The organism is Streptomyces sp. NPDC040432 (assembly GCF_055595445.1).
The window spans coordinates 687,632-704,712 of the sequence record NZ_JBVIVP010000002.1 but is presented as its reverse complement, the minus strand read 5'-3'; the positions used below and the strand labels follow the sequence as shown (position 1 = coordinate 704,712).

The following is a 17,081-nucleotide window of genomic DNA, read 5'->3' as shown; positions in this document are numbered from 1 at the left end:
CCGACATGCTGATCCCTCGTAGGGTCAAGCACCGCAAGCAGCACCACCCGAAGCGCCGCGGTATGGCCAAGGGCGGTACTGAGGTCTCGTTCGGCGAGTACGGCATCCAGGCGCTGACCCCGGCGTACGTGACGAACCGCCAGATCGAGGCGGCTCGTATCGCGATGACCCGCCACATCAAGCGTGGCGGCAAGGTCTGGATCAACATCTACCCGGACCGCCCGCTCACCAAGAAGCCTGCCGAGACCCGCATGGGTTCCGGTAAGGGTTCTCCCGAGTGGTGGATCGCGAACGTGCACCCGGGCCGGGTCATGTTCGAGCTGTCCTACCCGAACGAGAAGATTGCTCGTGAGGCGCTCACCCGCGCTGCTCACAAGCTTCCGATGAAGTGCCGGATTGTTCGGCGCGAGGCAGGTGAGTCGTGATGGCGACGGGAACCAAGGCGTCCGAGCTGCGTGAGCTCGGCAACGAGGAGCTCGTTGGCAAGCTGCGCGAGGCCAAGGAGGAGCTGTTCAAGCTCCGCTTCCAGGCGGCCACGGGTCAGCTGGAGAACAACGGCCGGCTCAAGTCCGTCCGTAAGGACATCGCTCGCATCTACACCCTGATGCACGAGCGTGAGCTCGGTATCGAGACGGTGGAGAGCGCCTGATGAGCGAGAAGAACGTGACTGAGACCACCGAGCAGCGCGGTTTCCGCAAGACCCGTGAGGGTCTGGTCGTCAGCGACAAGATGGACAAGACCGTCGTCGTCGCTGTCGAGGACCGCGTCAAGCACGCGCTGTACGGCAAGGTCATCCGCCGTACGAACAAGCTCAAGGCTCACGACGAGCAGAACGCTGCCGGCGTCGGCGACCGCGTCCTCATCATGGAGACGCGTCCGCTGTCGGCGAGCAAGCGCTGGCGCATCGTCGAGATCCTCGAAAAGGCCAAGTAATCAGTCCGGGGGGTTTCCCCCGGATTCGTTCCGCCAGGCTCGGTGGGGGCGAGCGCTCTTCGGAGCGTGAAGCCCCCGCCGGGAACCGGCAGACAAACAGGAGATACACGTGATCCAGCAGGAGTCGCGACTGCGTGTCGCCGACAACACTGGTGCCAAGGAGATCCTTTGCATCCGTGTTCTCGGTGGCTCCGGTCGCCGCTACGCGGGCGTCGGTGACGTCATCGTCGCCACCGTCAAGGACGCGATCCCCGGCGGCAACGTGAAGAAGGGTGACGTCGTCAAGGCTGTCATCGTTCGCACCGTCAAGGAGCGCCGCCGCCAGGACGGCTCGTACATCCGCTTCGACGAGAACGCCGCTGTCATTCTGAAGAACGACGGCGACCCTCGCGGCACCCGTATCTTCGGCCCGGTGGGTCGTGAGCTGCGCGAGAAGAAGTTCATGAAGATCATCTCGCTCGCGCCGGAGGTGCTGTAAGCATGAAGATCAAGAAGGGCGACCTGGTACAGGTCATCACCGGTAAGGACAAGGGCAAGCAGGGCAAGGTCATCGTCGCCTTCCCCGCTGACAACCGCGTCCTGGTCGAGGGTGTCAACCGGGTCAAGAAGCACACCAAGGCTGCGCAGAACCAGGCCGGCGGCATCGTCATCACCGAGGCCCCGGTCCACGTGAGCAACGTTCAGCTGGTTGTGGAGAAGGACGGCAAGAAGGTCGTCACCCGCGTCGGCTACCGCTTCGACGACGAGGGCAACAAGATCCGCGTTGCCAAGCGGACGGGTGAGGACATCTGATGGCTACCACTCCGCGTCTCAAGACGAAGTACCGCGAGGACATCGCGGGCAAGCTGCGTGAGGAGTTCTCCTACGAGAACGTCATGCAGATTCCCGGCCTCGTGAAGATCGTGGTCAACATGGGTGTGGGCGACGCCGCCCGCGACTCCAAGCTGATCGACGGCGCCATCAAGGACCTGACGACGATCACCGGTCAGAAGCCGGCCGTCACGAAGGCCCGGAAGTCCATTGCGCAGTTCAAGCTGCGTGAGGGTCAGCCGATCGGCTGCCACGTCACCCTCCGTGGTGACCGCATGTGGGAGTTCCTGGACCGTACGCTGTCGCTCGCGCTGCCGCGTATCCGTGACTTCCGTGGTCTGTCGCCGAAGCAGTTCGACGGCCGTGGCAACTACACCTTCGGTCTCACGGAGCAGGTCATGTTCCACGAGATCGACCAGGACAAGATCGACCGTACCCGGGGTATGGACATCACCGTGGTCACCACGGCGACCAACGACGCTGAGGGCCGCGCGCTCCTTCGTCACCTCGGCTTCCCCTTCAAGGAGGCGTAAGCGAGATGGCGAAGAAGGCTCTCATCGCGAAGGCTGCCCGCAAGCCCAAGTTCGGTGTGCGTGCGTACACCCGCTGCCAGCGCTGCGGTCGCCCCCACTCCGTGTACCGCAAGTTCGGCCTGTGCCGCGTGTGCCTTCGTGAGATGGCTCACCGTGGCGAGCTGCCGGGCGTGACCAAGAGCTCCTGGTAACTCCCTCTCGTCCGTAAGGACTTGAGGAGTACCAGGCACTCTCGGTAAGCATCTGGTCGGCGGATGCCCGGCCGCGCATGCCTTAGGCTTGTGTGGTTGGGCGTCCGCCGCCCATAACGACTTACTACGCCGTAGGTCCCCGCACCGCACCCGTCCCGCCTCTGAGTGGGGAGAGGGATGGCGCATACAGGAAACCCCGGCGAGAGAGGCCGAAGGCCACTTCATGACCATGACTGACCCGATCGCAGACATGCTCACGCGTCTGCGTAACGCTAACTCGGCGTACCACGACACCGTCGTGATGCCGCACAGCAAGATCAAGTCGCACATCGCAGAGATCCTCAAGCAGGAGGGTTTCATCACCGGCTGGAAGGTCGAGGACGCCGAGGTCGGCAAGAACCTCGTCCTTGAGCTGAAGTTCGGGCCGAACCGCGAGCGCTCCATTGCGGGCATCAAGCGGATCTCGAAGCCCGGTCTGCGCGTGTACGCGAAGTCCACCAACCTGCCCAAGGTGCTCGGCGGCCTGGGCGTGGCGATCATCTCCACGTCCCACGGTCTCCTCACCGGCCAGCAGGCAGGCAAGAAGGGCGTAGGTGGGGAAGTCCTCGCCTACGTCTGGTAGTCGGGAACGGAGGAAAAGCAATGTCGCGAATCGGCAAGCTCCCCATCCAGGTTCCCGCCGGTGTGGACGTCACCATCGACGGCCAGACGGTCGCAGTGAAGGGCCCCAAGGGCACCCTCGCGCACACCGTCAAGGCGCCGATCGAGATCGTCAAGGGTGAGGACGGCGTTCTGAACGTCACCCGCCCGAACGACGAGCGTCAGAACAAGGCCCTGCACGGCCTGTCCCGCACGCTGGTGGCGAACATGATCACCGGCGTGACCACGGGATACGTCAAGGCTCTCGAAATCAGCGGTGTCGGTTACCGCGTCGCCGCGAAGGGCTCCAACCTGGAGTTCCAGCTTGGCTACAGCCACCCGATCCTGATCGAGGCGCCCGAGGGCATCTCCTTCAAGGTCGAGTCGCCCACCAAGTTCTCGGTCGAGGGCATCGACAAGCAGAAGGTCGGCGAGGTCGCCGCCAACATCCGCAAGCTGCGGAAGCCCGACCCGTACAAGGCCAAGGGTGTCAAGTACGCCGGCGAGGTCATCCGCCGCAAGGTCGGAAAGGCTGGTAAGTAGCCATGGCATACGGTGTGAAGATCGCCAAGGGCGACGCGTACAAGCGCGCTGCCAAGGCTCGCCGCCACATCCGCATTCGCAAGAACGTGTCGGGTACGGCGGAGCGTCCGCGCCTCGTCGTGACGCGTTCCAACCGCAACATCGTTGCTCAGGTCATCGACGACCTCCAGGGTCACACCCTGGCGTCCGCGTCGACCCTGGACACCTCGATCCGCGGTGGCGAAGGCGACAAGAGCGCCCAGGCCCAGGCCGTCGGCGCGCTCGTGGCCGAGCGTGCGAAGGCTGCCGGCGTGGAGACCGTTGTCTTCGACCGCGGTGGCAACCGATACGCCGGGCGCATTGCCGCTCTGGCTGACGCCGCCCGCGAAGCCGGGCTGAAGTTCTAAGCCCCGGTTCCGGGACTCACGGACGTAACAGAGAGAGGTAATCCAATGGCTGGACCCCAGCGCCGCGGAAGCGGTGCCGGTGGCGGCGAGCGGCGGGACCGGAAGGGTCGCGACGGTGGCCCTGCCGCCGAGAAGACCGCTTACGTTGAGCGCGTTGTCGCGATCAACCGCGTCGCCAAGGTTGTCAAGGGTGGTCGCCGCTTCAGCTTCACCGCGCTGGTCGTGGTGGGCGACGGTGACGGCACTGTAGGTGTCGGTTACGGCAAGGCCAAGGAAGTTCCCGCGGCCATCGCCAAGGGTGTCGAGGAAGCCAAGAAGTCCTTCTTCAAGGTTCCGCGCATCCAGGGCACCATTCCTCACCCGATCACGGGCGAGCGTGCTGCGGGCGTCGTGCTCCTGAAGCCGGCTTCCCCCGGTACCGGTGTTATCGCCGGTGGCCCGGTGCGCGCCGTTCTGGAGTGCGCCGGCGTTCACGACATCCTGTCGAAGTCGCTCGGCTCTTCGAACGCGATCAACATCGTGCACGCGACCGTGGCGGCCCTCAAGGGCCTGCAGCGTCCCGAGGAGATCGCGGCTCGCCGCGGTCTGCCCCTTGAGGACGTCGCCCCCGCGGCTCTGCTTCGTGCACGTGCCGGGGCGGGTGCGTAATGGCTCGCCTCAAGATCACGCAGACGAAGTCGTACATCGGCAGCAAGCAGAACCACCGCGACACTCTGCGTTCGCTCGGGCTCAAGCGCCTGAACGACGTGGTCGTCAAGGAGGACCGCCCCGAGTTCCGCGGAATGGTGCAGACCGTCCGCCACCTCGTGACGGTTGAGGAGGTTGACTAACATGGCTGAGAACAGCCCGCTGAAGGCCCACAACCTCCGTCCCGCCCCCGGCGCCAAGACCGCGAAGACCCGTGTCGGTCGTGGTGAGGCGTCGAAGGGTAAGACGGCCGGTCGTGGTACGAAGGGCCAGAAGGCCCGTTACCAGATCCCGCAGCGCTTCGAGGGTGGGCAGATGCCCCTCCACATGCGTCTGCCGAAGCTCAAGGGCTTCAAGAACCCGTTCCGCACCGAGTTCCAGGTCGTGAACCTGGACAAGCTCGGCGCTCTCTACCCCGAGGGTGGAGAAGTCACGGTGGCCGACCTGGTCGCCAAGGGCGCGGTTCGCAAGAACAGCCTCGTCAAGGTCCTGGGCCAGGGCGAGCTCTCCGTGGCGCTGCAGGTTTCGGTTGACGCCGTCTCCGCCTCCGCCAAGGAGAAGATCGCCGCTGCCGGCGGCACCGTCACCGAGCTCGTCTAAGACAAAACTCAGTGACAAATAGCTAGAAACCCGACCGGGGATGCCTCACATATGGGGCATCCCCGGTTGGTCGTTCCACGGGGGGCGCAGTCGCCGGTAAGGTGGCCTGCACCTTTGCTTGTACGTATTCGTCGATCCCTCAGACCGTCACCTCTGACGCAGTAGCGCGGGGGTCGCAGGAGGCACCGTGCTCACCGCGTTCGCCCGGGCGTTCAAGACGCCCGACCTGCGCAAGAAGCTGCTCTTCACGCTCGGCATCATCGTGCTGTATCGGCTCGGGTCCCACATCCCGGTACCCGGCGTGAGCTACAAGAACGTTCAGATCTGTCTTGACCAGATGGGGAATGGCAGCAACAGCCTCTTCGGTCTGGTCAACATGTTCAGTGGCGGTGCGCTGCTGCAGATCACGATCTTCGCGCTCGGCATCATGCCCTACATCACGGCGAGCATCATCCTGCAGCTGCTGACCGTGGTCATCCCGAAGCTGGAGACCCTCAAGAAAGAGGGCCAGTCCGGCACGGCGAAGATCACTCAGTACACGCGCTATTTGACGGTCGCGCTCGCGATCCTTCAGGGCACCGGTCTCGTCGCCACCGCCCGCACCGGAGCCCTCTTCGGGAACTGCTCGGTCGCCTCGCAGATCGTTCCCAACCGTTCGATCTTCACGACCGTCGTCATGGTGCTCACCATGACCGCCGGTACGTGTGTCGTCATGTGGCTCGGTGAGCTCATCACCGACCGCGGCATCGGCAACGGCATGTCGATCCTGATGTTCATCTCGATCGCCGCCGGGTTCGTCGGTTCCCTCTGGACGATCAAGCTCCAGGGCAAGATCGCTGGAGGCTGGGTCGAATTCGGCGTGGTCATGTTGGTCGGTCTCGCGATGGTCGGCCTGGTCGTCTTCGTCGAGCAGGCGCAGCGCCGCATTCCGGTTCAGTACGCGAAGCGCATGATCGGCCGCCGTGCCTACGGCGGTACCTCGACCTACATCCCGCTCAAGGTGAACCAGGCGGGCATCATCCCCGTCATCTTCGCCTCGTCGCTGCTGTACATCCCGGCCCTGGTGGTGCAGTTCAGCGGTTCGACCGCGGGCTGGGCCAACTGGATCCAGAAGCACTTCGTCAAGGGCGACCACCCGTACTACATCGCCGTCTACTTCCTCCTGATCGTCTTCTTCGCGTTCTTCTACGTGGCGATCTCGTTCAACCCCGAGGAAGTTGCCGACAACATGAAGAAGTATGGTGGCTTCATCCCGGGCATCCGCGCCGGCCGACCGACCGCCGAGTACCTGAGCTACGTACTCAACCGGATCACCTGGCCCGGCTCGCTGTACCTGGGTCTGATCGCTCTTGTGCCGACAATGGCGTTGGCGGGCTTCGGGGCGAACCAGAACTTCCCGTTCGGCGGGACGAGCATCCTGATCATCGTGGGTGTGGGTCTGGAAACCGTGAAGCAGATCGAGAGCCAGCTCCAGCAGCGCAATTACGAAGGGTTCCTCCGCTGATGCGAATCGTCCTCGTCGGACCGCCCGGTGCAGGCAAGGGTACGCAGGCCGCGTTCCTTGCCAAGAACCTGTCCATCCCGCACATCTCCACGGGTGACCTGTTCCGGGCCAACATCAGCCAGGGCACGGAGCTCGGCCGGCGTGCGAAGGCGTTCATGGACGCCGGTGACCTCGTCCCCGACGAGATCACCATCGGTATGGCCAAGGACCGCATGGAGCAGCCGGACGCCGTGAACGGCTTCCTGCTCGACGGATTCCCGCGCAACGTCTCGCAGGCCGAGGCGCTCGACGTCATGCTGCAGTCCGAGGGCATGAAGCTGGACGCCGTCCTCGACCTGGAGGTCGAGGAGGACGAGGTCGTGAAGCGGATCGCCGGTCGGCGCATCTGCCGCAAGGAGTCCGCGCACGTCTTCCACGTCACGTACGCGGCGCCGAAGACCGAGGGTGTCTGCGACACCTGCGGTGGCGAGCTGTACCAGCGTGAGGACGACTCCGAGGCCACGGTCCGCAACCGGCTGGAGGTCTACCACACGCAGACCGAGCCGATCATCGACTACTACAAGGCCCAGGGCCTGCTGGTGACGATCCCGGCCCTCGGTGAGGTCGCCGACGTCACGAAGCGTGCGATGGAAGCCCTGAAGAAGTAGTCCTGCTGTTCGTCGTGCGGGTACGGCCGCGGTGTCCTTGGGGCATCGCGGCCGTACTGTTGAGAAGACCCGGTTTCGAAGGTGGAAGGCCCGTTCATGGTTCAGATCAAGACCCCCGAGCAGATCGCGAAGATGCGCGAGGCAGGGCTGGTCGTCGCCGCGATCCACGCGGCGACACGTGAGGCCGCGGTGCCGGGCTCCACGACGAGGGATCTGGACATGGTGGCCCGCAAGGTCATCGCGGACGCCGGCGCCAAGTCGAACTTCCTCGGCTACGGCGGCTTCCCCGCGACGATCTGCACCTCGGTCAACGAGGTCGTCGTCCACGGCATCCCGGACGACAAGACGGTCCTCAAGGACGGGGACATCATCTCCATCGACGCGGGTGCCATCATCGACGGCTGGCACGGCGACGCCGCCTACACGGCCTTCGTGGGCACCGGTCACGCCCCGGAGCTGATCGAGCTGTCCCGGGTCACCGAGGAGTCGATGTGGGCGGGCATCGCGGCGATGCGGCTCGGCAACCGGCTGGTGGACATCTCGAAGGCGATCGAGACGTACATCAAGCGCCAGCCGCGTCCCACGACCGGTGAGCACAGCCTCGGCAAGTTCGGGATCATCGAGGACTACGGCGGCCACGGCATCGGGTCCGAGATGCACATGGACCCGCACCTGCTGAACTACGTCTCGCGCAAGCGGGGCAAGGGCATCAAGCTCGTCCCGGGCCTGTGCCTGGCGATCGAGCCGATGGTCTCCCTGGGCACTGCCCAGACGGAGGTACTCGCGGACGACTGGACGGTCATCACGACGGACGGCACCTGGTCCTCGCACTGGGAGCACTCCATCGCGCTGACCGAGGCGGGGCCGATCGTCCTGACCAGCCCCGACTGCGGCAAGGCGAAGCTGGCGGAGTACGGCGTCACCACGGCGCCGGACCCCCTCGGTTAATGATCTAGACTCTGGGGCAAACTTTCCGGATTCGTCTTTCTGGGTGCCCTGACGTAGACTGACTCGTCGGCTCTCGTGCACTTCCATGTCTGCAAGCAACATCCGCAAACATCGCGAGTGCGCAAGCCGATCAAGGTAGCCGATTCGAAAGGCGAAGCGTGGCCAAGAAGCAAGGTGCCATCGAAATCGAGGGCACCGTGATCGAGTCCCTCCCGAACGCGATGTTCAAGGTGGAACTCCAGAACGGTCACAAGGTCCTCGCGCACATCAGCGGCAAGATGCGCATGCACTACATCCGCATCCTCCCTGATGACCGGGTCGTCGTGGAGCTCTCCCCGTACGACCTGACGCGTGGCCGGATCGTCTACCGATACAAGTAGATCTTGTCCTCACTCCCGACCGGGCACTCACGTCCGGCGCGGGTGGTGGCACTGACCCGGAGAACCTCACCCACATGAAGGTCAAGCCGAGCGTCAAGAAGATCTGCGACAAGTGCAAGGTGATCCGCCGTCACGGTCGGGTCATGGTCATCTGCGACAACCTGCGCCACAAGCAGCGCCAGGGCTGACGCACGCCGACCGACCTGCCTTCCGCAGTTCTTCGCGCGACGTAAGAAAACGTACATACGCAGAATCCGCCCAGCTCCGACAGGAGCCGGCGGCACCTCCGGCGGGGGCCGGGGACCCGGACGTACCACCACCCATCAGGTGTGGTCGGCGGTCGGGGTTGATTCTGCTGAAGACCCCCGAACACACAGGAGCCATTGAATGGCACGCGTTTCCGGTGTTGACATCCCGCGCGAAAAGCGCGTGGAGATCGCACTCACCTACGTCTTCGGTGTCGGTCGCACCCGGTCCAAGGAAATCCTTGCGGCCACCGGTGTGAACCCGAACACCCGCGTTCGTGACCTGGCCGAAGAGGACCTGGTCAAGATCCGCGAGTACGTGGACGCCAACCTCCGCACCGAGGGTGACCTCCGCCGCGAGATCCAGGCCGACATCCGCCGCAAGGTCGAGATCCAGTGCTACCAGGGTATTCGCCACCGTCGTGGCCTCCCGGTGCACGGTCAGCGCACCAGCACGAACGCCCGTACCCGCAAGGGTCCGCGTCGCGCGATCGCCGGTAAGAAGAAGCCGGGCAAGAAGTAGTCCTGTTCAGCGGTCTTGCGCTGTAGGACCGACCACCTCCCGTAGGAGATTTAGATGCCCCCCAAGGGTCGTCAGGGCGCTGCCAAGAAGGTGCGCCGCAAGGAAAAGAAGAACGTCGCTCACGGGCACGCCCACATCAAGAGCACGTTCAACAACACGATCGTCTCGATCACGGACCCCTCGGGCAACGTGATCTCCTGGGCCTCCGCCGGCCACGTCGGCTTCAAGGGCTCGCGCAAGTCCACCCCCTTCGCCGCGCAGATGGCCGCCGAGTCGGCCGCCCGCCGCGCGCAGGAGCACGGCATGCGCAAGGTCGACGTCTTCGTCAAGGGTCCCGGCTCCGGCCGTGAGACCGCGATCCGCTCCCTCCAGGCCACCGGCCTTGAGGTCGGCTCGATCCAGGACGTCACCCCCACCCCGCACAACGGCTGCCGTCCGCCGAAGCGCCGCCGCGTCTGACGCAGCGGACGCACTTGTGCGTCTTTGAGTGTTCGGGCGGTACGAACCCCTCGCGGGGGACGTACCGCCCGTACCCTTGTAGTCCGCAGCGCCATGCTGCACACCGTCGGGCGTCAAATAGTGGGCGTCCACGACTGAAGGAACACAGACATGCTTATCGCTCAGCGTCCTTCGCTGACCGAAGAGGTCGTCGACGAGTACCGCTCGCGGTTCGTGATCGAGCCGCTGGAGCCGGGCTTCGGCTACACCCTCGGCAACTCCCTGCGCCGCACCCTGCTCTCCTCGATCCCGGGTGCCGCCGTCACCAGCATCCGCGTGGACGGCGTGCTGCACGAGTTCACCACCGTGCCCGGTGTCAAGGAAGACGTCACCGACATCATCCTCAACATCAAGCAGCTGGTCGTCTCCTCGGAGCACGACGAGCCGGTCGTGATGTACCTGCGCAAGCAGGGTCCCGGCCTGGTCACCGCTGCCGACATCGCGCCCCCGGCCGGTGTCGAGGTGCACAACCCGGACCTCGTCCTCGCCACGCTCAACGGCAAGGGCAAGCTGGAGATGGAGCTGACCGTCGAGCGCGGTCGCGGCTACGTCTCCGCCGTCCAGAACAAGCAGCTGGGCCAGGAGATCGGTCGCATCCCGATCGACTCCATCTACAGCCCGGTCCTCAAGGTCACCTACAAGGTCGAGGCGACCCGAGTCGAGCAGCGCACCGACTTCGACAAGCTGATCGTCGACGTCGAGACGAAGCAGGCCATGCGCCCGCGCGACGCCATGGCGTCCGCCGGTAAGACCCTGGTCGAGCTGTTCGGTCTGGCGCGCGAGCTCAACATCGACGCCGAGGGCATCGACATGGGCCCCTCGCCGACGGACGCGGCCCTGGCCGCCGATCTGGCGCTGCCGATCGAGGAGCTGGAGCTCACGGTCCGCTCGTACAACTGCCTCAAGCGCGAGGGCATCCACTCCGTGGGTGAGCTCGTGGCGCGTTCCGAGGCCGACCTGCTCGACATCCGCAACTTCGGTGCGAAGTCGATCGACGAGGTCAAGGCGAAGCTCGCCGGCATGGGCCTGGCCCTCAAGGACAGCCCGCCCGGATTCGACCCGACCGCCGCCGCCGACGCCTTCGGCGCCGACGACGACGCGGACGCCGGTTTCGTCGAGACCGAGCAGTACTGAGCCTCGGCTCGCAGAACAGACTTTCCCGCGGCGTCCGCCTCGGGGGAACTGACACCGGTACCTGACACGGCCGGTGCAGATATGAAGGAGTAACACCATGCCGCGTCCCGCAAAGGGTGCCCGTCTGGGCGGCAGCGCCGCGCACGAGAAGCACCTCCTCGCGAACCTCGCGAAGTCGCTCTTCGAGCACGGCCGCATCACCACCACCGAGGCCAAGGCCCGTCGCCTGCGTCCCTACGCCGAGCGTCTGGTCACCAAGGCCAAGAAGGGCGACATCCACAACCGTCGCCTGGTGCTGCAGACGATCACGGACAAGAGCATCGTGCACACGCTGTTCACCGAGATCGCCCCGCGCTACGAGAACCGCCCCGGTGGTTACACGCGCATCACCAAGATCGGCAACCGTCGTGGCGACAACGCCCCGATGGCGGTCATCGAGCTGGTCGAGGCCCTGACGGTCGCCCAGCAGGCCACCGGTGAGGCCGAGGCCGCCACCAAGCGCGCCGTGAAGGAGGCGGAGGCCACCGAGGCTCCCGCCGCCGAGGAGACCAAGGAGGCCTGATCCCCTTCCGGGATCACGCCGAACGGCTCTGAACGGGCCCGCCCCCTTCCCGGGGCGGGCCCGTTCCCGCGTTTTCCCGGGAACACGACCCGGGAGCACAGCCCTGGAACCCCTGAGAGGATCGGTCACGTGAGTGACGAGGTGGAGCCCGGGCACGTCCGGGTGCGGCTGGACCTGTCGTACGACGGCAAGGACTTCTCCGGCTGGGCGAAGCAGCGCGTGCTGCGGACCGTGCAGGGCGAGCTGGAGTCCGCCCTGCAGACCGTGATGCGGCTGCCGGACCCCGTCGAGCTGACCGTCGCCGGCCGTACGGACGCCGGCGTCCACGCCCGCGGGCAGGTCGCCCAGTTCGACCTCGCCGAGGAGGTGTGGGCCGAGCACCACGACAAGCTGCTGCGCCGCCTCGCGGGACGCCTGCCACAGGACGTACGGGTCTGGCGTGCCGCCGAGGCCCCCGAGGGCTTCAACGCCCGGTTCTCGGCCATCTGGCGCCGCTACGCCTACCGCGTCGGCGACCACCGGGCCGGCGTGGACCCGTTGCGCCGCGGACACGTGCTGTGGCACCAGTGGCCGCTGGACGTCGACGCCATGAACGAGGCCGCCGCCGCGCTGCTCGGCGAGCACGACTTCGCCGCGTACTGCAAGAAGCGCGAGGGCGCCACGACGATCCGTACGCTCCAGCAGCTCGGCTGGGAGCGGGCCGACGACGGCGTCGTCACCGCGACCGTCCGCGCCGACGCCTTCTGCCACAACATGGTCCGCTCGCTGGTCGGCGCCCTGCTGCACGTCGGCGACGGACATCGGCCGGTCACCTGGCCCGGCGAGGTGCTGGCCGCCGGCGTACGGGACTCCTCGGTCCACGTGGTGAAGCCGCACGGGCTCACCCTGGAGGAGGTCGGCTACCCCGCCGACGAACTGCTGGCCGCCCGCAGCAAGGAAGCCCGCAACCTGCGGACCCTGCCGGGAGCCGGTTGCTGCTGAGATCCGCTTATGCGTTTGGGCGGATCGCGGGGGGACCGGGACAATGCCCGGCATGGGACATCTCGAAGCCAACCACCTGGAGTACTACCTTCCCGACGGGCGGGTCCTGCTCCCCGACGTCTCCTTCCGCGTGGGGGAGGGCTCGGTGGTCGCCCTGGTGGGGGCGAACGGCGCCGGCAAGACCACCCTGCTCAAGCTGATCTCCGGCGAGCTCCAGCCGCACGGCGGTGGCGTCGCCATCAGCGGCGGGCTCGGCGTGATGTCGCAGTTCGTGGGCTCGGTCCGGGACGAGACGACCGTACGTGACCTGCTGGTCTCGGTGTCCCAGCCGCGGATCCGGGAGGCGGCCAAGGCCGTCGACCGGGCCGAGCACCTGATCCTCACCGTCGACGACGAGGCCGCGCAGATGGCCTACGCGCAGGCCCTCAGCGACTGGGCCGACGTCCAGGGCTACGAGGCGGAGACCCTGTGGGACGTCTGCACGATGGCCGCGCTGGCCATCCCGTACGACAGCGCCCAGTACCGCGAGGTGCGCACGCTGTCGGGCGGTGAGCAGAAGCGGCTCGTCCTGGAGGCGCTGCTGCGCGGACCCGACGAGGTCCTGCTGCTCGACGAGCCGGACAACTACCTGGACGTCCCGGGCAAGCGGTGGCTGGAGGAGCAGCTGAGGGCCACCCGCAAGACCGTGCTCTTCGTCTCGCACGACCGGGAGCTGCTGACGCAGGCCGCGGAGAAGATCATCAGCCTGGAGGCGAGCCCGACCGGCTCCGACGTGTGGGTGCACGGCGCGGGCTTCGGCACGTACCACGACGCCCGCAAGGAACGCTTCGCCCGCTTCGAGGAGCTCAAGCGGCGCTGGGACGAGGAGCACGCCCGGCTGAAGGCCCTGGTGCTGCGGCTGCGCAACCAGGCGGCGAGCAGCCCGGACATGGCCTCGCGGTACCGGGCGATGCAGACCCGCTTCCAGAAGTTCGAGGAGGCAGGGCCGCCGCCGGAGCCGCCGCGGGAGCAGGACATCCGGATGCGCCTCAAGGGCGGTCGCACCGGCGTGCGCGCGCTGACCGTGGAGAACCTGGAGCTCACCGGGCTGATGAAGCCCTTCTCGCTGGAGGTGTTCTACGGGGAGCGGGTCGCGGTCCTCGGCTCGAACGGCTCCGGGAAGTCGCACTTCCTGCGGCTGATGGCGGGCGAGGACGTCAAGCACACCGGTACGTGGAAGCTGGGCGCCCGAGTGGTGCCGGGGCACTTCGCGCAGACCCACGCGCACCCGGAGCTGTTCGGGCGCACGCTCGTCGACATCCTGTGGACGGAGGCGGCCAAGCCGCTCGGCCAGGCGATGGGCGCCCTGCGCCGCTACGAGCTGGAGCGCCAGGGCGACCAGCCCTTCGAGAAGCTCTCGGGCGGCCAGCAGGCGCGTTTCCAGATCCTGCTGCTGGAACTGGCCGGAACCACGGCGCTGCTCCTGGACGAGCCGACGGACAACCTCGACCTGGAGTCCGCGGAGGCGTTGCAGGACGGTCTGGAGTCCTACGACGGAACTGTGTTGTGCGTCACGCACGACCGCTGGTTCGCGCGCACATTTGACCGCTATCTGGTCTTCGGTTCGGACGGTGTTGTGAGGGAGACTCAGGAACCCGTCTGGGACGAACGTCGGGTTGAGCGCAAGCGCTGAGGGGCACCCGCGCGTTCGACGGACGGTGTCCCGTCCGGGACGAACGTCGGGTTGAGTGCGTGCGCCGGGGGGTCGACCACCCTCCGCGCCGGTCGAGGGGGAGGCGTCGTGGGGCTGCGGCCTAGCACCTGGCTCGTGAAGTGGGACCGGCCGCAGTCGGGGGACCGGCTGACCGCCTGGCTGCTGAGGCCGGCGCCGCGGTCCCTGCGGGTCGCCTCCCTGGTGGTGCTCCTGACCGTCGCCGTGTCGTCGAGCCTGCGCTCCAACTGGGGGTCGGACAACGCCTTCGTCGTCAAGGCCGCCGACGCCCTGATGGCGGGGATCTCCCCGTACGAGGACAAACGCTTCCTCTACCTGCCCAGCGCGGTGATCATGGCGGTGCCGGAGGCGCTGGTGCCGACCGGGGTGCTGCGATGGCTGCTGCCGGTGGGCGTCTCGGGGCTGGTCGGGGTGGGGTGGTGGGCGGCGCTGAGGCTGTTCTCGGTGCCGCTGTGCTCCCGCTTCGCGGTGGGCGGCCTCGGTCTGTTGGCGCTGGCCCACAAGCCGTACGCGAACCTCGTGCTGATCGGCAACTGGACGGCGATCTCGGCGGCGGCCCTGCCGGTGGCCCTGCTGCTGGCGCACCGGCGTTCGTGGGGCGCGGCCGGGCTGGTGGTGGGGCTGGCGATCGCCTGCAAGCCCATGCTGGTGCCGATCGGGCTGCTCTTCGTCCTGGCCCGGCAGTGGCGGGGGCTGGCCGCGGCGGTCCTGGTGCCGGTGGGGATGTCCCTGGTCGGGGCGCTGATGATGCCCAGCCCGACGCTGTTCTTCACCAAGACGCTGCCCTTCCTCTTCCAGGGGCAGGACTCCTACGCCCTGCCGTGGGACGCCTCGCCGATCGCGGTGCTGCCGAGGCTGGGGGTCCCGGTCCCGGTGGCGGTTCTGCTGGCCTTCGCGGGGGCCGGGGCCGGGCTGTGGGCGGCGTGGACGCGGTGGCGCGCGACCGACACGGACGCGGGGGAGATGCGGCTGGTGGAGACGGCCTGCATGGTGATGCTCGCCGCATTCCTGGTGTCGCGTCCGTCCTTCGACCACTACCTGCTCGTGGTGCTGCCGCTGCTGCTGGCGTCGGGGGTGCGGGAGGGCTCGATGCCGCGCACCCCTTGGTTCTGGGTGGCCCTGGTGCCGCAGACGGCGGGCATCCCGTGGCCCTCCGAGGTGGAGCGCAAGCGGCGGGCGTTCCGGGACGCGGTGACCCTGTGCGGGCTCGCGTTCCTGCTGGCGCGTCGTGCGCTGCGCCCGGGTCGGGTTACCCTGGTCCCTGTAACAACTGCGGGGTCCCCACCCAGGACCGAACCGGAGTGCGCCGCGACGCCAGCAGAATCGGCATCGCGGACCGCGTTTTGACCCCTCTCGGGTCTGCTGGGTATCCTGCTGGTTTGTTATGCGTATTGGCTTTCTCATTCTCACGTGAAAGGCCTTGCGCCGGTCCACCGGACCGATGACCAGCAGTTCGCGCACGGGTTGCGTCCCCGATGCGAACGAGGGCTGTCGTGATCGTCCGTGGTGACCCTGTCAGGACCTTCCCGTGGGGCTTGCGCCCTTGGGATACCACCACTGAAGAAGCGAAGGCATACGCGTGCGTACGTTCAGCCCCAAGCCCGGCGACATTTCGCGCCAGTGGCTCGTCATCGACGCCCAGGACGTTGTCCTCGGCCGTCTGGCGACCCAGGCCGCTGCCCTCCTGAAGGGCAAGCACAAGCCGACCTACGCCCCCCACATGGACATGGGCGACTTCGTCATCATCGTCAACGCCGACAAGGTTCACCTGTCCGGCAACAAGGCGACCCAGAAGATGGCCTACCGCCACTCGGGCTTCCCGGGCGGTCTGCGTTCGGTGCGCTACGACGACCTCCTGGCGAACAACCCGGAGAAGGCCGTCGAGAAGGCCATCAAGGGCATGCTCCCCAAGAACACCCTGGGCCGTCAGATGCTCTCGAAGCTGAAGGTCTACTCGGGCGACCAGCACCCTCACGCTGCCCAGCAGCCGGTGCCGTTCGAGATCACCCAGGTCGCGCAGTAGTTCCGGCCACCCCCTAGACGCAAGAAAATTCTGAGGAGCATCGTGGCCGAGACCACCGCCGAGACCCCCGTCGAAGAGTTCGAGGGCGTCGAGGAGTACACCACCGAGTCCGAGGTTGTCGCCGAGGGCGACTACACCTCCGAGTCGCTTGCCGGTCGCTTCGGTGACCCCCAGCCGGCCGCCGGCCTGGGCCGTCGCAAGAACGCCATCGCCCGCGTCCGGATCGTTCCGGGCACCGGCAAGTGGAAGATCAACGGTCGCACCCTTGAGGACTACTTCCCCAACAAGGTGCACCAGCAGGAAGTCAACGAGCCCTTCAAGCTCCTGGAGCTCGACGGCCGTTACGACGTCATCGCCCGCATCTCGGGTGGCGGCGTCTCCGGCCAGGCCGGTGCCCTGCGCCTCGGTGTCGCCCGTGCGCTGAACGAGGCGGACGTGGACAACAACCGCCCGGCGCTGAAGAAGGCCGGCTTCCTTTCCCGCGACGACCGTGCGGTCGAGCGCAAGAAGGCCGGTCTCAAGAAGGCCCGCAAGGCTCCGCAGTACAGCAAGCGTTAATCTGCGCCTGCTGTTCTGCAACGAAACCGCCCCGGCAGCACTCTC

Annotated in this window: 27 protein-coding genes; all 27 read left to right on the top strand. The window is 66.7% G+C overall.

The features are described from left to right. The first annotated feature begins 5 nt into the window (after positions 1-5). Complete coding sequence (rplP, locus tag ACZ58N_RS06980; RefSeq protein WP_030026326.1) at positions 6-425, top strand: 50S ribosomal protein L16; 420 nt, start codon at positions 6-8, stop codon at positions 423-425. Then, positions 425-649, top strand: a complete 225-nt coding sequence (gene rpmC / locus ACZ58N_RS06975) for a 50S ribosomal protein L29 (protein WP_008739703.1) — start codon at positions 425-427, stop codon at positions 647-649. Before rplP ends, rpmC begins: the two co-directional genes overlap by 1 nt. After that, on the top strand, positions 649-933 hold the full coding sequence (gene rpsQ / locus ACZ58N_RS06970) for a 30S ribosomal protein S17 (protein ID WP_008739702.1): 285 nt from the start codon (positions 649-651) through the stop codon (positions 931-933). The genes rpmC and rpsQ overlap by 1 nt, the downstream gene beginning before the upstream one ends. A gap of 109 nt (positions 934-1,042) precedes the next feature. Further along, positions 1,043-1,411 carry a 50S ribosomal protein L14 gene (rplN, locus tag ACZ58N_RS06965; RefSeq protein ID WP_053682618.1) on the top strand — a complete coding sequence of 123 codons (369 nt, stop codon included), beginning with the start codon at positions 1,043-1,045 and terminating at the stop codon, positions 1,409-1,411. Positions 1,412-1,413: 2 nt separating this feature from the next. Beyond that, positions 1,414-1,725, top strand: a complete 312-nt coding sequence (rplX, locus tag ACZ58N_RS06960) for a 50S ribosomal protein L24 (RefSeq protein ID WP_030008468.1) — start codon at positions 1,414-1,416, stop codon at positions 1,723-1,725. Continuing rightward, positions 1,725-2,276 (top strand): 50S ribosomal protein L5, encoded by a 552-nt coding sequence (gene rplE, locus ACZ58N_RS06955; RefSeq protein ID WP_030008469.1) that lies wholly within the window; start codon positions 1,725-1,727, stop codon positions 2,274-2,276. The genes rplX and rplE overlap by 1 nt, the downstream gene beginning before the upstream one ends. A gap of 5 nt (positions 2,277-2,281) precedes the next feature. Further along, the gene (locus ACZ58N_RS06950) at positions 2,282-2,467 is read left to right on the top strand and encodes a type Z 30S ribosomal protein S14 (protein WP_003956452.1); all 186 of its coding nucleotides are present in this window, start codon (positions 2,282-2,284) and stop codon (positions 2,465-2,467) included. A 223-nt stretch (positions 2,468-2,690) separates the two neighbouring features. Continuing rightward, positions 2,691-3,089, top strand: a complete 399-nt coding sequence (rpsH, locus tag ACZ58N_RS06945) for a 30S ribosomal protein S8 (protein WP_007265911.1) — start codon at positions 2,691-2,693, stop codon at positions 3,087-3,089. A 20-nt stretch (positions 3,090-3,109) separates the two neighbouring features. Continuing rightward, a complete protein-coding gene (gene rplF, locus ACZ58N_RS06940) occupies positions 3,110-3,649 on the top strand; it encodes a 50S ribosomal protein L6 (protein WP_281204234.1) in 540 nt (179 codons plus the stop codon). Positions 3,650-3,651: 2 nt separating this feature from the next. Next, positions 3,652-4,035, top strand: coding sequence for a 50S ribosomal protein L18 (gene rplR / locus ACZ58N_RS06935; protein ID WP_008739696.1), 384 nt, complete (start codon positions 3,652-3,654; stop codon positions 4,033-4,035). Between the two features lie 45 nt (positions 4,036-4,080). Further along, the gene (rpsE, locus tag ACZ58N_RS06930; protein ID WP_073912880.1) at positions 4,081-4,683 is read left to right on the top strand and encodes a 30S ribosomal protein S5; all 603 of its coding nucleotides are present in this window, start codon (positions 4,081-4,083) and stop codon (positions 4,681-4,683) included. Further along, positions 4,683-4,865, top strand: coding sequence for a 50S ribosomal protein L30 (rpmD, locus tag ACZ58N_RS06925; RefSeq protein ID WP_053682614.1), 183 nt, complete (start codon positions 4,683-4,685; stop codon positions 4,863-4,865). Before rpsE ends, rpmD begins: the two co-directional genes overlap by 1 nt. 1 nt (position 4,866) lies before the next feature. Further along, on the top strand, positions 4,867-5,322 hold the full coding sequence (gene rplO / locus ACZ58N_RS06920) for a 50S ribosomal protein L15 (RefSeq protein ID WP_008739693.1): 456 nt from the start codon (positions 4,867-4,869) through the stop codon (positions 5,320-5,322). A 187-nt stretch (positions 5,323-5,509) separates the two neighbouring features. After that, on the top strand, positions 5,510-6,826 hold the full coding sequence (gene secY / locus ACZ58N_RS06915) for a preprotein translocase subunit SecY (RefSeq protein WP_281204235.1): 1,317 nt from the start codon (positions 5,510-5,512) through the stop codon (positions 6,824-6,826). Then, positions 6,826-7,473 carry an adenylate kinase gene (locus ACZ58N_RS06910; RefSeq protein WP_389704582.1) on the top strand — a complete coding sequence of 216 codons (648 nt, stop codon included), beginning with the start codon at positions 6,826-6,828 and terminating at the stop codon, positions 7,471-7,473. The genes secY and ACZ58N_RS06910 overlap by 1 nt, the downstream gene beginning before the upstream one ends. A 96-nt stretch (positions 7,474-7,569) precedes the next feature. Then, positions 7,570-8,421 carry a type I methionyl aminopeptidase gene (gene map / locus ACZ58N_RS06905; RefSeq protein WP_471156433.1) on the top strand — a complete coding sequence of 284 codons (852 nt, stop codon included), beginning with the start codon at positions 7,570-7,572 and terminating at the stop codon, positions 8,419-8,421. Positions 8,422-8,579: 158 nt separating this feature from the next. Further along, positions 8,580-8,801 carry a translation initiation factor IF-1 gene (infA, locus tag ACZ58N_RS06900; RefSeq protein WP_003956442.1) on the top strand — a complete coding sequence of 74 codons (222 nt, stop codon included), beginning with the start codon at positions 8,580-8,582 and terminating at the stop codon, positions 8,799-8,801. A gap of 74 nt (positions 8,802-8,875) precedes the next feature. Next, the gene (rpmJ, locus tag ACZ58N_RS06895) at positions 8,876-8,989 is read left to right on the top strand and encodes a 50S ribosomal protein L36 (RefSeq protein WP_003956441.1); all 114 of its coding nucleotides are present in this window, start codon (positions 8,876-8,878) and stop codon (positions 8,987-8,989) included. Between the two features lie 199 nt (positions 8,990-9,188). Beyond that, complete coding sequence (gene rpsM, locus ACZ58N_RS06890) at positions 9,189-9,569, top strand: 30S ribosomal protein S13 (RefSeq protein WP_150518306.1); 381 nt, start codon at positions 9,189-9,191, stop codon at positions 9,567-9,569. Positions 9,570-9,623: 54 nt separating this feature from the next. After that, on the top strand, positions 9,624-10,028 hold the full coding sequence (gene rpsK, locus ACZ58N_RS06885) for a 30S ribosomal protein S11 (RefSeq protein ID WP_003956432.1): 405 nt from the start codon (positions 9,624-9,626) through the stop codon (positions 10,026-10,028). Between the two features lie 150 nt (positions 10,029-10,178). Next, the gene (locus ACZ58N_RS06880; RefSeq protein WP_008739666.1) at positions 10,179-11,201 is read left to right on the top strand and encodes a DNA-directed RNA polymerase subunit alpha; all 1,023 of its coding nucleotides are present in this window, start codon (positions 10,179-10,181) and stop codon (positions 11,199-11,201) included. 97 nt (positions 11,202-11,298) lie between these two features. Next, the gene (gene rplQ / locus ACZ58N_RS06875; protein WP_281204238.1) at positions 11,299-11,763 is read left to right on the top strand and encodes a 50S ribosomal protein L17; all 465 of its coding nucleotides are present in this window, start codon (positions 11,299-11,301) and stop codon (positions 11,761-11,763) included. Between the two features lie 129 nt (positions 11,764-11,892). Continuing rightward, positions 11,893-12,744 carry a tRNA pseudouridine(38-40) synthase TruA gene (gene truA, locus ACZ58N_RS06870; protein ID WP_471156430.1) on the top strand — a complete coding sequence of 284 codons (852 nt, stop codon included), beginning with the start codon at positions 11,893-11,895 and terminating at the stop codon, positions 12,742-12,744. Between the two features lie 43 nt (positions 12,745-12,787). Further along, positions 12,788-14,416, top strand: coding sequence for an ABC-F family ATP-binding cassette domain-containing protein (locus ACZ58N_RS06865; RefSeq protein WP_471156427.1), 1,629 nt, complete (start codon positions 12,788-12,790; stop codon positions 14,414-14,416). 108 nt (positions 14,417-14,524) lie between these two features. Beyond that, positions 14,525-15,802 (top strand): glycosyltransferase family 87 protein, encoded by a 1,278-nt coding sequence (locus ACZ58N_RS06860; protein WP_471156424.1) that lies wholly within the window; start codon positions 14,525-14,527, stop codon positions 15,800-15,802. Positions 15,803-16,034: 232 nt separating this feature from the next. Beyond that, positions 16,035-16,478: a 50S ribosomal protein L13 gene (gene rplM, locus ACZ58N_RS06855; RefSeq protein WP_471156423.1), complete on the top strand. Its 444-nt coding sequence runs from the start codon at positions 16,035-16,037 to the stop codon at positions 16,476-16,478. Between the two features lie 42 nt (positions 16,479-16,520). Next, positions 16,521-17,036, top strand: a complete 516-nt coding sequence (rpsI, locus tag ACZ58N_RS06850) for a 30S ribosomal protein S9 (protein WP_281204242.1) — start codon at positions 16,521-16,523, stop codon at positions 17,034-17,036. Positions 17,037-17,081: the final 45 nt, after the last annotated feature.

Bases quoted from the DNA above. Each gene is read 5' to 3' on its own strand.
- rplP (WP_030026326.1), top strand. From the start codon at position 6: ATGCTGATCCCTCGTAGGGTCAAGCACCGCAAGCAGCACCACCCGAAG.
- rpmC (WP_008739703.1), top strand. From the start codon at position 425: ATGGCGACGGGAACCAAGGCGTCCGAGCTGCGTGAGCTCGGCAACGAG.
- rpsQ (WP_008739702.1), top strand. From the start codon at position 649: ATGAGCGAGAAGAACGTGACTGAGACCACCGAGCAGCGCGGTTTCCGC.
- rplX (WP_030008468.1), top strand. From the start codon at position 1,414: ATGAAGATCAAGAAGGGCGACCTGGTACAGGTCATCACCGGTAAGGAC.
- rplE (WP_030008469.1), top strand. From the start codon at position 1,725: ATGGCTACCACTCCGCGTCTCAAGACGAAGTACCGCGAGGACATCGCG.
- ACZ58N_RS06950 (WP_003956452.1), top strand. From the start codon at position 2,282: ATGGCGAAGAAGGCTCTCATCGCGAAGGCTGCCCGCAAGCCCAAGTTC.
- rpsH (WP_007265911.1), top strand. From the start codon at position 2,691: ATGACCATGACTGACCCGATCGCAGACATGCTCACGCGTCTGCGTAAC.
- rplF (WP_281204234.1), top strand. From the start codon at position 3,110: ATGTCGCGAATCGGCAAGCTCCCCATCCAGGTTCCCGCCGGTGTGGAC.
- rplR (WP_008739696.1), top strand. From the start codon at position 3,652: ATGGCATACGGTGTGAAGATCGCCAAGGGCGACGCGTACAAGCGCGCT.
- rpsE (WP_073912880.1), top strand. From the start codon at position 4,081: ATGGCTGGACCCCAGCGCCGCGGAAGCGGTGCCGGTGGCGGCGAGCGG.
- rpmD (WP_053682614.1), top strand. From the start codon at position 4,683: ATGGCTCGCCTCAAGATCACGCAGACGAAGTCGTACATCGGCAGCAAG.
- rplO (WP_008739693.1), top strand. From the start codon at position 4,867: ATGGCTGAGAACAGCCCGCTGAAGGCCCACAACCTCCGTCCCGCCCCC.
- ACZ58N_RS06910 (WP_389704582.1), top strand. From the start codon at position 6,826: ATGCGAATCGTCCTCGTCGGACCGCCCGGTGCAGGCAAGGGTACGCAG.
- map (WP_471156433.1), top strand. From the start codon at position 7,570: ATGGTTCAGATCAAGACCCCCGAGCAGATCGCGAAGATGCGCGAGGCA.
- rpmJ (WP_003956441.1), top strand. From the start codon at position 8,876: ATGAAGGTCAAGCCGAGCGTCAAGAAGATCTGCGACAAGTGCAAGGTG.
- rpsM (WP_150518306.1), top strand. From the start codon at position 9,189: ATGGCACGCGTTTCCGGTGTTGACATCCCGCGCGAAAAGCGCGTGGAG.
- rpsK (WP_003956432.1), top strand. From the start codon at position 9,624: ATGCCCCCCAAGGGTCGTCAGGGCGCTGCCAAGAAGGTGCGCCGCAAG.
- ACZ58N_RS06880 (WP_008739666.1), top strand. From the start codon at position 10,179: ATGCTTATCGCTCAGCGTCCTTCGCTGACCGAAGAGGTCGTCGACGAG.
- rplQ (WP_281204238.1), top strand. From the start codon at position 11,299: ATGCCGCGTCCCGCAAAGGGTGCCCGTCTGGGCGGCAGCGCCGCGCAC.
- ACZ58N_RS06865 (WP_471156427.1), top strand. From the start codon at position 12,788: ATGCCCGGCATGGGACATCTCGAAGCCAACCACCTGGAGTACTACCTT.